Annotated in this window: 9 protein-coding genes; all 9 read left to right on the top strand. The window is 44.0% G+C overall.

Going from position 1 to position 12,274, the window contains the following annotated elements; translation table 11 throughout:
* Positions 1 to 68 precede the first annotated feature (68 nt).
* The 9 genes from oxc (at position 69) to selB (ending at position 12,226) form a co-directional block, all read left to right on the top strand.
* Positions 69 to 1,772 carry an oxalyl-CoA decarboxylase gene (oxc, locus tag PSE69_RS10510; RefSeq protein ID WP_004924149.1) on the top strand — a complete coding sequence of 568 codons (1,704 nt, stop codon included), beginning with the start codon at positions 69 to 71 and terminating at the stop codon, positions 1,770 to 1,772.
* Between the two features lie 108 nt (positions 1,773 to 1,880).
* Positions 1,881 to 2,825: a transporter YfdV gene (gene yfdV / locus PSE69_RS10505; RefSeq protein ID WP_014657170.1), complete on the top strand. Its 945-nt coding sequence runs from the start codon at positions 1,881 to 1,883 to the stop codon at positions 2,823 to 2,825.
* Positions 2,826 to 2,888: 63 nt separating this feature from the next.
* Positions 2,889 to 4,145 (top strand): formyl-CoA transferase, encoded by a 1,257-nt coding sequence (frc, locus tag PSE69_RS10500; RefSeq protein ID WP_014657171.1) that lies wholly within the window; start codon positions 2,889 to 2,891, stop codon positions 4,143 to 4,145.
* Positions 4,146 to 4,414: 269 nt separating this feature from the next.
* Positions 4,415 to 6,148 carry a nitrilase-related carbon-nitrogen hydrolase gene (locus PSE69_RS10495; RefSeq protein ID WP_154610476.1) on the top strand — a complete coding sequence of 578 codons (1,734 nt, stop codon included), beginning with the start codon at positions 4,415 to 4,417 and terminating at the stop codon, positions 6,146 to 6,148.
* A gap of 73 nt (positions 6,149 to 6,221) precedes the next feature.
* Complete coding sequence (locus PSE69_RS10490) at positions 6,222 to 6,941, top strand: potassium channel family protein (protein ID WP_040132612.1); 720 nt, start codon at positions 6,222 to 6,224, stop codon at positions 6,939 to 6,941.
* 38 nt (positions 6,942 to 6,979) lie between these two features.
* On the top strand, positions 6,980 to 7,696 hold the full coding sequence (locus tag PSE69_RS10485; RefSeq protein ID WP_014657173.1) for a YoaK family protein: 717 nt from the start codon (positions 6,980 to 6,982) through the stop codon (positions 7,694 to 7,696).
* Between the two features lie 315 nt (positions 7,697 to 8,011).
* On the top strand, positions 8,012 to 8,947 hold the full coding sequence (gene fdhE, locus PSE69_RS10480; protein WP_014657174.1) for a formate dehydrogenase accessory protein FdhE: 936 nt from the start codon (positions 8,012 to 8,014) through the stop codon (positions 8,945 to 8,947).
* 22 nt (positions 8,948 to 8,969) lie between these two features.
* Complete coding sequence (gene selA, locus PSE69_RS10475; RefSeq protein WP_004924163.1) at positions 8,970 to 10,361, top strand: L-seryl-tRNA(Sec) selenium transferase; 1,392 nt, start codon at positions 8,970 to 8,972, stop codon at positions 10,359 to 10,361.
* Positions 10,358 to 12,226 carry a selenocysteine-specific translation elongation factor gene (gene selB / locus PSE69_RS10470; RefSeq protein WP_150376185.1) on the top strand — a complete coding sequence of 623 codons (1,869 nt, stop codon included), beginning with the start codon at positions 10,358 to 10,360 and terminating at the stop codon, positions 12,224 to 12,226. The genes selA and selB overlap by 4 nt, the downstream gene beginning before the upstream one ends.
* The last annotated feature ends 48 nt before the right edge of the window (positions 12,227 to 12,274 follow it).

Genomic DNA, 12,274 nt, shown 5'->3' with positions numbered 1-12,274 from the left:
CGAATAAATGAGGGGGCCGCTGATAAGCCCCCTCCACACTTTCTTTTTACATATTTCATGAGGTGGATATGTCGACTGATCAAACCCAAAATTTGACTGATGGTATGCATATTATTGTTGATGCACTGAAAAAAAATGGCATTGACACAATTTATGGTGTTGTGGGGATCCCTGTGACGGATATGGCTAGGCATGCACAGGCTGAAGGGATTCGTTATATTGGTTTTCGTCATGAGCAATCTGCGGGTAATGCTGCGGCAATCAGCGGCTTTTTAACCCAAAAACCCGGCATCTGTTTAACGGTGTCCGCACCGGGGTTTCTAAATGGTATGGTGGCATTAGCGAATGCGACGACCAATGGCTTTCCAATGATACAAATCAGCGGCTCCAGTGATAGAGCAATTATCGACCTACAACAAGGCGATTATGAAGAGCTGGATCAAATGAATACCGCTAAGCCCTTTGTTAAAGCATCCTACCGAGTCAATAAACCGGAAGACCTTGGTATTGCTCTGGCTCGCGCAATTCGTGCTGCTGTTTCTGGTCGTCCTGGTGGCGTCTATCTTGACTTAACAACCGAAGTATTGGCTGCGGTTATGGACAAAGATGCAGCAGACAAAACAATCTTTACGGTTGAAGACCCTGCTCCACGCCAACTACCTGCGCCTGAATCTGTTGATAAAGCACTTAAATTATTGGCATCGGCAAAGCGTCCGTTGATTATTTTAGGTAAAGGGGCAGCCTATGCCCAAGCGGATGAAAATATTCGTCAATTTATTGAAACAACAGGTATCCCTTACTTGCCTATGTCGATGGCAAAAGGGTTATTGCCAGATAATCACCCACAATCAGCCGCGTCAGCACGTTCCCATGCACTCTCTAATGCCGATGTCGTCGTATTAATGGGGGCACGCCTAAACTGGCTATTAGATCACGGAAAAGGCAAACACTGGTCGCCAGAGACGAAATTTATTCAATTAGATATTGAGCCATCTGAAATCGATAGCAATCGTCCAATAACAGCCCCTGTTGTCGGCGATATCTATTCAAGTGTTGCCGCACTACTTGAAGGGTTAAAAACCACACCAGTGAAGTCACCGAGCGATTGGATGGCTGGGATTGATGAGCATAAGAAAGCAAATAGCGAGAAGATGGCCGCTAAGCTGAATACCGATACATCACCGATGAACTATTTCAATGCATTGCGCGCAATTCGCGATGTGTTAGTCGACCATAAAGACGTTTATGTGGTGAATGAAGGGGCTAACACCCTCGATAATGCACGAAATATCATCGATATGTATGAACCTCGCAAACGTCTCGACTGTGGTACTTGGGGCGTGATGGGGGTTGGTATGGGTTATGCTATTGGTGCAGCGGTCACTAGCGGTAAGCCTGTCGTGGCTATTGAGGGAGATAGTGCGTTTGGTTTTAGTGGTATGGAAATTGAAACTATCTGCCGTTATCAACTGCCAGTCACCATTTTAATCTTTAACAATGGGGGAATTTACCGTGGCGATGGCGTCAATTTACATGGCGATAAGGACCCGTGCCCAACGGTATTAATGGCAGGCGCGCGTTATGACAAGATGATCGAGGCTTTTGGCGGCATCGGTTATAACGCAACGACACCAGATGAAATTCAACAGGCGCTAAAAGCAGGTCTTGAGTCTGGTAAACCGACATTGATTAATGTGGTTATTGATCCAGCAGTAGGAACAGAAAGTGGCCATATTGGTAACTTAAATCCGAAATCTGTTGTGAAAAACTAGCGTTATTTCAATGAAATAAATATTTAAATGGTTTCTGTGCCACTTATTTTTTTAAGTGGCATAGGAACGCTTTTGCCCAAAATAGGTGAAAATCATATGGCTGATTTTATGTTTAAGATATTTATGAGCGATTTATTGCCCATAATTATCATTATGGTTCTGGGATACGCTAGCGGTAAACGCAACGTATTTACCAATGACCAAGCAAAAGCATTTAATAAACTGGTTTTAAACTATGCTTTGCCTGCCGCGTTATTTGTCTCCATTGTGCGTGCAAACCGTGAAATGATTTTTGCAGATACTAAGCTAACAATTATTTCGTTTGTCGTGCTATTGGTCTGTTTTTTCTTTTCTTTCTTTAGTTGTAAGTACATTTTTAAACATAGTCGTGGTGAAGCAGCGGTGTGTGCATTGATTGCTGGCTCTCCTACCATTGGCTTCCTTGGTTTTGCGGTTTTGGATCCTATCTATGGGCAAACCGTATCAACCGGTTTAGTTGTGGCGATTATTTCGATTATCGTGAATGCGATTACTATCCCAATTGGCTTATTCTTACTTAACCCTTCCAATGCTGATGGTAAAAAAGGCGGCGGCGGTATGGATGCTCTTATTTCGGCATTCAAAGAGCCTGTTGTCTGGTCACCAGTATTGGCGACAGTTTTGGTATTAATCGGTATTAAAATTCCTGATGTTTGGGACCCGACCTTTGACCTTATTGCCAAAGCTAACTCCGGTGTCGCGGTATTTGCAGCCGGCCTGACACTAGCCGCGAATAAATTCGAATTTGATGGTGAAATTATCTACAACACCTTACTCAAATTAATATTGATGCCGGGCTTATTATTACTAGTTGGTATGACATTTAATATGAGCTCAGAGCAACTACAGATGATGGTATTAGCCGGCGCATTACCGCCTGCCTTCTCTGGAATTATTATCGCGAGCCGTTTTAACCTGTATACCCGTACGGGAACAGCATCCCTCGCAGTCAGTGTACTTGGTTTTATCATCGCTGCACCGTTGTGGATCTACGTTGCGCGTTTGGTTGCATAATAAATAGATGAATGTGAGGCATCAAATAGATGCCTCGTATCCATCATACAATAAGGAGTGATTATGGCTTTTCCACTTCCACTTGAAGGCATTCGTGTTCTTGATTTTACAGGGGTACAGTCTGGCCCATCATGTACTCAGATGTTGGCTTGGTTCGGGGCAGATGTAATAAAAATTGAGCGACCGGGTATTGGGGATGTCACTCGTAACCAGCTTAGAGATATTCCTGATGTTGATGCATTGTATTTTACCATGCTCAATAGTAATAAGCGTTCGCTAGAGCTGAACACGAAAACCCCTGAAGGCAAAGAGGTGATGGAAAAGCTGATCCGCCAAGCGGATATTTTGGTTGAAAATTTCCATCCGGGAGCGATTGACCATATGGGGTTTACCTGGGAAGTCATTCAACAGCTAAACCCACGCCTGATTTTTGGCTCCATCAAAGGGTTCAATGAAAACTCCCCTTATGCGAATGTGAAAGCCTACGAAAACGTTGCGCAGGCCGCGGGGGGATCCGCATCAACAACGGGTTTTCCTGATGGCCCACCGGTTGTGAGTTCAGCGGCACTAGGCGATAGCAATACTGGTATGCACCTATTAATTGGTTTATTAGCGGCATTACTGCAACGTGAGAAAACGGGGAAAGGGCAACGTGTCACTATGTCGATGCAAGATGCCGTGCTTAACCTATGCCGCGTTAAATTGCGTGACCAGCAACGCCTCGAAAAACTCGGTTTTTTAGAAGAGTATCCTCAATATCCAAATGGTTCATTTGGTGATGCAGTACCGCGTGGCGGTAATGCCAGCGGTGGAGGGCAACCGGGAACGATGTTGCGATGTAAAGGGAGTGATCATGACCCGAATGCCTATATCTATTTTATCAATCAAGATCACAACTGGGCCAATACCTGTGATGCATTAGGTAAACCTGAGTGGAAAACCGATCCTGCCTTTGCAACCACAGAAGCACGGGTCAGCCATATCCAAGATGTTTGGGATGCTATTGAAGAGATTGCTAAAGACAAAGATAAACATGAGCTAACAGATTACTTTGACCAGTTCGGCGTACCTTGCTCGGCGGTTTTGAGTATGAAAGAGATTATGTATGACCCATCTTTGCGAGACAGTGGCTCTATTGTTGAAGTAGAGCAACCATTGAGAGGCCATTATTTGACGGTGGGTTGCCCAATGAAATTTTCAGCTTTTACGCCTGAAATAAAAAGTGCACCACTTTTAGGTGAACATAATAGCGAAATTTTAAAAGAGTTAGGCTATAGCGAACAACAAATAGCCGAAATGAAAACGAAAAAAGTTATTTAAATTATCCAGCCCAATTAATTTTATTATTTAAATAAATTAATTGGGCTGCGGCTAAATAATAGAGATTAATGATATCGAAATAAGAGTGCTACGCATTAATTAAATAAACGTAATAAATCAATTAAGAAGTTTGTTACCTCATCATTATTGATGAGGCAGCTTCACTCATCCATTTTTTGAATATTCGTTATTTGTTGGTTTAGCCAATAGTTGGGCTGCTTTATATGACTTCTGACAATAACGGTGGTTATTAAATAAGGACGAATAGCATGAACCATTTAACAGTGAAAAAAAGCAGTAAAGTTGCTGCTGTTGATTTTGTTCCCGCTTGGGGCGACTTAGAGGGGAATATTCGCCGTCTCGCGGAAGCAGCGGAAAAAGTGGCGGCACAAGGCGTTGATTATGCGGTATTCCCCGAAACGGCAGTAAGTGGTTATTTATTTTCTGATTCAGCAGAATTAGCACCTTATTTAGATACTATCCCAGGAAAAACAACGGCGGCAATTTTACCCATATTGGCGCATACAGGGATGTATATGAGTGTTGGTATTGCAGAACGTGATACCGAGACCGGATTAGCTTATAACTCAGCCGTTTTAATGGGGCCGGAAGGGATTATTGGTAAATATCGCAAAATTGGTTTGAACTCTCAAGACCAAAAAGTTTTTGCACCGGGAAATACGGGGGTGAAAACATTTGATACCGCGATTGGGCGTATAGCATTATTAATTTGCTATGATGATACTTATTGGCAATATGCGCGTTTAGCGGCATTAGAAGGTGCCCAAATTTTGGGATGGCATTCAGTATCGGACCGTATGATGCCTGATGCAACGCCCGCAGAAATGTTAGGTGATCACTCAACCATTGCACATGTTCAGCATATGAGCGCATTTAATGGGATGTGGGTTATTTGTGCTACGCGTAGTGGCATTGAAACAAATCCAATCACACAAGGTCAGCTTTACTATAATGGTGGGTCGAGTATATGGGCGCCTTCAGGCCATAAAGTGGCTCAATCTCCTGTGTTAAGTCCACTTGAATTAGAGCCGGGTTTGAATGGTATTTTCTGTGCGACTATCGACCTTGATGAGGCGGATAAACAGCGAGAAGCGATACTGGCGAAACGTCGCCCTGAATTATATTTTCCTACGCTGGCTTTTCACCGCAGCCCGACCGATATCAATGCGACAACCACTAAAACGCAAACAACATTCATTGCTGCTCAATGGGATAAATCCACCTCTGACTTGGCTTCGGCAACAGTGGGTGAAAATGAGTTGCTGGTACTACCCGAGTTTTCAGCACTGCCGTACACCAATGACCCTAATGTACTGTTGTCTCACGCGCAGAAGCAGGGGGGAACCTTTGAGCAGGCGCTCAGTAAAATAGCCGCTGATGGGAAAGGCTATGTTGTTGGGAGTTACCCTGAAATTGATGTCGATAAACTCTATCACACGGTTGTATTAGCGGGTCCTACGGGCGATATTTTAGCACGATACCGTGTTACTCACTTGAATGAGCGTGATAAAGGTTGGGCGAATGCTGGGAACGTCATGAGTGTTACCGCTACACCGATTGGGCGCATTGCGTTGGCGGCGGCACATGAGTTAGAAATGCTCGAAGTTGGCGGACTTTATAGCACGTTACGTGCCGACATTATTGCGGCCCCTGCTGGAATGCCGAGTGATTTACGTGTTGAAATCGAAAGCCATCTCTATTCGGTGGAGAATCCACCAACAGGACGAGCCGACTTTATCCCTTATGCAATAGCGACGCTAAACCAACTATGGGTTGTGTGTGGGGGGCGTCAAGAACGAGACTTCACCTCAGCGGCAATTTATGGGCCTGAGCCAGTCGTATTAACACCGACTCTGACCGCAGAGCGTGGTGCATCTGATGTTAGGCTACAAGCGCAAGTACCAGCACCGTTTACGTGGATCAATCAGGAACGCCTGATCAGTGGGCAACAGGCGATTTGGTTCACGCCGCTTGTGTCTTAAACCCTTTACCTATATTCATGTTGTTAGGTAGGTAATCGAATAGGTTACCTACCTATTTGATGATAAAGATAAAATGAACATAACAGCACCTCAAACGCTCTATAGCAAGCAAACCCTGATCAAAACACTGCATTTTCTCGGTGTTGTGGCTTCGCTATTTTTGATTGCAAGTATTTCTCTAGAGACATTTCGGCATGATCCATTTTTGGCGCATTCGATTTATTTCGATATTCAATTTTGGATTTGTATTTATTTTACGATCGATTTTTTCATTTTTTTATTTCTATCGAAAAATAGAAAAAAGTTTATCGCTAAATATTTTATTATTATTTTTCTTTCGATTCCGTATTTGACTATTTTAGATTACACATCGATTCAATTTACGGAAGAACAAATTTATTTAATTCGTTTTATTCCTTTATTTCGTGGCGGAGCCGCTTTTGTGATGCTCATGATGATGGTTGTAAAACGAAACACCACGGCACTCTTTCTCTCTTATATTATTCTACTTTTTTCAACAGTGTATTTTATCAGTTTGATCTTTTTTATTTTTGAACGAGGCAATAACGCTGAAGTTAAAAATTATGGTGATGCGATCTGGTGGGCGGCAATGACGGTAACGACATTGGGCTCGAATATCATTCCTGTGACAACCGCAGGAAAAGTCATTACCACTGTATTGGCAGCGACAGGGATGACGGTATTTCCAATATTTACCGTTTATATTACCTCAGTGATCAGTCGCTTAAGCCAAACCAAAAAAGCAGCCTCAGAAAATCCAGATGCACTGTAATCGCTAAAAATAACAATATATTGATAGGTTTAATCACAATGACAACTTCAACACCCAAAATTCCATTTATGCAATTGCCGACCATCGCGTTTTTATTGGCAATCACATCAGGTATGCTCGATGGCTATGCATTTTTTACGACCAAATCATTTGCTACCTTTCAGTCGGGTAATATCATCATGTTAGGCTATGAGTTTGCTAAGCACGGTATTACGGCGGTAATTCCTTATGTTATTGCAATTTTTTCGTTTGGCGCAGGTGCTATGTTATTGGCGTTATTACGTTATAAATACAATACCGATGAGAAAACATGGACATTTACGCTGCTATCTTTAGAAATCATACTGCTGTTACTGCTCATTGCTTATATTTACTTTTTTAAAGTGGAGGCAAGTGGTTTCCACGCGGTATGGGCGCTATCGTTTATTGCGGGTATGCAAGGTAATGCGTTCCATAAAATTAATGGCATGTTATATGGCAATATTGCTGTGACACTTAACGTACAATTAGGTTTTAGCTCATTAGCAGAATCCGTGGCATTTAAAGGGCAAGAGCGCAAAGAGGCGTTATACAAAAGTTATTGCTACTTTTTAACCTTATTTGGCTTTGCTGGTGGTGCTTTTATGATGGCAATGTTAGCTGACTATGCGAGAGAGTACGCATTATTAATTACCCTAATCCCATTATGTTTGATTTTTACCATGGGGCGACATTTCGCAAAAGAAGACAGTAGCTTACCTATTGATTCAAATTAGTCTGAGTCCGTTTAACAAATATAACGCGATATGGGTGATATTCAGGCGTAGTGAAATCACCCATTATCTTTAATATCATCATTTCCTTCCCCACATCACCTCATCTAAAGAAACGGTATAAAGATTGCTTCGCTCTGATATAAAAAGCAGGCGATACGCACGATACAAAGGGAACAAGGTGGCTACTGAGCGACTTTTGTTTTATCCTGAGCGATAGATAACAGCAATTTCCGCTGATAAGCATACAATACGATAGATAGCTCTAGGGAAATCCCCTAGAGCTATCATTTTAAAAATTTGAAAGAGAGCAATGCGATGGGTATTCGTATCGTCCCTAAAGAAGAATTAGGGCAAGAAAGACTAAAAGAAAAAGGTATTGGTTTTATCCCGCCAGTCCTATTCCCGAATTTAAAAAATCTGTATCAACGACGCGCAGAAAGATTAAAAGCACTGGGTGTGGATGAACATCCTTTTGCAGATTATCTTAATTTTGCAGCGGAAGTGGCAACGGCACAAAACAATGCGCAGCATGATAATCCTTTAGAAATGGATATGAATGCGGTATTAGAGCGCGCAACGGCGACCAATAATCCGCCTCTTGATGCGAAAACATTCCCACGTACAGCCCATTGGCATAAGTTATTAAATGCGATTATTGCTGAATTATTACCAGTGGTTCCAGAGTCAGTACGCCCTGCATTAGAGAATCTCGATAAGGCGTCTGAAAATGAGCTTGAAGAGATGGCGACTGCGCTACTTAACGAGCAATTTGAGAAGGTTCCCGCTGATAAATCCATGTTTATTTGGGCGGCACTGTCTGTGTATTGGGCACAAATGGCAGCACAAATTCCCGGAAAAGCGCGCGCTGAACATGGTGATCATCGCCACTTCTGCCCCGTTTGTAACAGCATGCCTGTGTCTAGCATTGTACAAATTGGCACAACGCAAGGCCTACGCTATTTGCACTGTAACCTGTGTGAAACAGAATGGCATATGGTACGTGTCAAATGCAGTAACTGTGAACAAACTCGCGATCTCCACTATTGGTCTCTTGATGATGAAAATGCTGCGGTAAAAGCAGAAAGTTGTGGTGACTGCGGTAGTTATCTCAAAATTCTTTATCAAGAAAAAGATGCGAAAGTCGAAGCCGTTGCTGATGATCTGGCGTCTATCATCCTAGATGCTCGGATGGAAGAAGAGGGCTTTGCCCGTAGTAGCCTTAACCCATTTTTATTTCCCGGTGAAAAATAGTCACTAAAAGAGAGTAATCACGATGGCAGACTCCACCGCCGAACTATACCGCCAGCTTCCTGCTGTTGATAAACTCCTCCAACTTGACGAGGTGCAAACCCTCGTCATCGAGTCAGGACACCACTGGGTAACCGAGCAGTTGCGAGAGATGCAACAGCAAGCTCGCGAGTATATCCGACAACATAGTCAGTTGCCCGCTTGGCATCCTGATTGGGTTGCTGAGTTGGTTAGGCGCCATGGTGCTTTACAAGAAAGCGCATTAAAACCCGTATTTAACCTGACGGGAACGGTGCTGCACACCAACCTTGGTCGCGCGGTGATGGCCTCTTCAGCGATTGCTGCCGTTAATAAGGTGATGAGCTCACCTGTGACTTTGGAATACTCTCTTGATGGCGCGACGCGAGGGCATCGTGATCGCGCTTTGGCTGAATTGCTATGCCAACTCACGGGCGCCGAAGATGCTTGCATTGTGAATAATAATGCTGCTGCCGTATTATTGCTTTTGGCGACGGTGGCTCAAGGCAAGCAAGTTATTGTTTCACGTGGCGAATTAGTTGAAATAGGCGGTGCTTTCCGAGTACCGGACGTGATGGCACAAGCAGGTTGCCAATTAGTCGAAGTAGGAACAACCAACCGGACTCACCTGCGTGATTATGCGGGCGCTATTAATGAGCAAACCGCGTTATTGATGAAGGTGCACACCAGCAACTACAGTATTGAAGGGTTTACCGCGGAAGTTGAAGGCGCTGAATTGGCGGAATTAGGTCAACAGCATCAGTTGCCGACCGCAATTGATTTAGGCAGCGGATCAATGATCGATATGACCGCCTATGGACTACCTGCCGAGCCAATGCCGCAAACGTACCTTGCTCAAGGGATTGACCTTGTTTCTATTTCTGGGGATAAGCTACTGGGAGGGCCGCAAGCAGGGATTATTCTCGGGAAGAAAAAGTGGATTGAAGCCATTCAAAAGCACCCGCTTAAGCGTGCCTTACGTGCTGATAAAATGACGTTAGCCGCATTAGAGGCCACATTAAAACTCTATTTAACGCCCGAAAAACTGGTCACGGAGCTTCCAACACTACGCTGGTTAACACGTAGTGCCGATGAAATCAAAGCGCGAGCTGAACGTTTGATCGTTCCATTACAAGCCTTCTATGGCGATAAATTTGTCGTAGAAATGGAGCCTTGTTTATCCCAAATTGGTAGCGGCTCATTACCGATTGATAGGCTACCGAGTTATGCTGTGACGTTTACGCCATTTGATGGGCGGGGCAATACGTTGGCCTTACTGACGGCACGTTGGCGTCACACCGACCAACCAGTAATTGGTCGATTAAAAGATGGCAAATTATGGCTAGATCTCCGTTGCTTAGATGATGAACATGGATTATTGCAGGTATTGTTGTCATGATTTTTGCTACTGCTGGCCATGTTGACCATGGTAAAACATCGCTAATTCAATCAGTCACTGGGGTGAATACGGCGCATTTACCCGAAGAAAAAAAACGGGGTATGACCATCGACCTCGGCTATGCTTATTGGCCTCAACAAGATGGTAGTTCAATCGGTTTTATCGATGTTCCCGGACATGAAAAATTTTTAGGGAATATGTTAGCGGGGGTCGGCGGGATCAATCATGCCTTGCTGGTGGTTGCTTGTGATGATGGGGTCATGGCGCAAACGCGAGAGCACTTAGCGATTTTACGTTTAGCTGGTTGCCAAAATATAACAGCTATTTTGACGAAAGCAGATAAAGTTGATGCAGAGCGAATTGCACACATTTCTTTGCAAGTGAAAAATGAGCTACAGCACCAAGATTGGCCTGATGCTGCGATATTTGTGACCTCGGCCAACGATGGACGCGGAATTGCGGAATTACAGGCTTACTTACAACAATTACACCAGCAAAGAGCCGATCACCAAAATCGTCAACAACGTTTTCGTTTAGCGATTGACCGTGTATTCCATGTCAAAGGGGCCGGTATTGTTGTCACAGGCACGGCCTTAGCAGGGCAAGTGCAGCTTGGTGATACTTTATGGTTAACGGGCGCTGACACCACTGTTCGTATTCGGGGGATCCACCGCCAAAATCAGCCAGCAGAGCTAGCTCAAGCGGGTGACCGGGTTGCACTCAATTTAGCAGGAGATATTGATAAAGCGGCTATTACACGTGGTGATTGGCTGCTATCAGAGAAGCCTTTCGCTGCGGCAACAAGAGTGATTGTTGAATTAGAGTGTGATTCGGTGATTAAACATTGGCAGCCGGTCCATTTATACCATGGTGCGAGCCATATTACAGGTCGAGTCTCATTATTAACCGAACTTGGCTCGACGCCCTTACTCGCGGAACTCATTCTCGATACACCGTTGTGGCTTGTGGATAACGACCGCCTCATCATTCGTGATATTAGTGCGCGAGAAACACTGGCGTCAGCAAGAGTGATCCGGCTTACCTCTCCACGTCGAGGTAAGAGATTACCTGAATTCATTGAATGGTTAACTCGCCTCTGTATGACAAATGATGAACTTACCCATCTGAAATTACAGTTACCTAATGGTGAGTTAGATTTAAAGCGTTATAGTTGGGCTCGTCAATTAACCCCGCCCGCCCTTGAACAGCTATTATCACAGGTTGAACTCGTTCGCGTAGGGGATTTGGCTCTTTCTGCTTTTAAAGCCCAAGTGGCGAAAGAACGGCTCGTTCAAACATTAGAAGATTTCCATGAAGTGCACAGTGACCAAATTGGGGTTGGGAAAGCACGCTTAAAACGCATGGCATTACCGACAGTAAGTGAATCATTAGTTTTTAAATTAATTAATGAGTTGATTGCTGATGAGCGTATTAAACAGACCCGTGGTTGGCTACACATGCCACAACATGGGTTAGTCTTTGATACGGAACAACAACAAATTTGGCAACAAATAGCGCCTTTATTCCCTCGAGCCGAGGCATGGTGGGTCCGTGATCTGGCTAAAGAAATCAATCATGATGAAGACGCTGTCCGACGTGCGATGAAAAAAGCGGCACAAATGGGGCTAGTGACGGCGATTATCCGTGACCGCTACTACAGTAGTGATCAAATAAAGCAATTTGCCGAGCTTATTTTGCGTTACTGTACGCATAAAGGAGAAATAGGCGCCGCTGATTTTCGCAATGAATTAGGGATTGGTCGGAAATTGGCGATTCAAATTCTTGAGTTTTTCGATAGAAGTGGCTTCACTAGACGCAAAGGCGATGGGCACTTTTTGCGAGATAAAGGCATTTTTGTTGAATAGATTTATCGTCTAAATTAGTTAAAATAGCCAGTCTGTGGCGGCCTTTAT

It is taken from the genome of Providencia sp. PROV122, from assembly GCF_028482365.1.
In the GTDB taxonomy this organism is placed as follows: Bacteria; Pseudomonadota; Gammaproteobacteria; order Enterobacterales; family Enterobacteriaceae; genus Providencia; species Providencia stuartii.
This window is presented reverse-complemented; position numbering and strand designations above follow the sequence as displayed.

Excerpts from the sequence above, each read along its gene's own strand:
- selB (WP_150376185.1), top strand. The coding sequence starts at position 10,358 with ATGATTTTTGCTACTGCTGGCCATGTTGACCATGGTAAAACATCGCTA.
- PSE69_RS10485 (WP_014657173.1), top strand. The coding sequence starts at position 6,980 with ATGACAACTTCAACACCCAAAATTCCATTTATGCAATTGCCGACCATC.
- frc (WP_014657171.1), top strand. The coding sequence starts at position 2,889 with ATGGCTTTTCCACTTCCACTTGAAGGCATTCGTGTTCTTGATTTTACA.
- yfdV (WP_014657170.1), top strand. The coding sequence starts at position 1,881 with ATGTTTAAGATATTTATGAGCGATTTATTGCCCATAATTATCATTATG.
- oxc (WP_004924149.1), top strand. The coding sequence starts at position 69 with ATGTCGACTGATCAAACCCAAAATTTGACTGATGGTATGCATATTATT.
- PSE69_RS10495 (WP_154610476.1), top strand. The coding sequence starts at position 4,415 with ATGAACCATTTAACAGTGAAAAAAAGCAGTAAAGTTGCTGCTGTTGAT.
- PSE69_RS10490 (WP_040132612.1), top strand. The coding sequence starts at position 6,222 with ATGAACATAACAGCACCTCAAACGCTCTATAGCAAGCAAACCCTGATC.
- selA (WP_004924163.1), top strand. The coding sequence starts at position 8,970 with ATGGCAGACTCCACCGCCGAACTATACCGCCAGCTTCCTGCTGTTGAT.
- fdhE (WP_014657174.1), top strand. The coding sequence starts at position 8,012 with ATGGGTATTCGTATCGTCCCTAAAGAAGAATTAGGGCAAGAAAGACTA.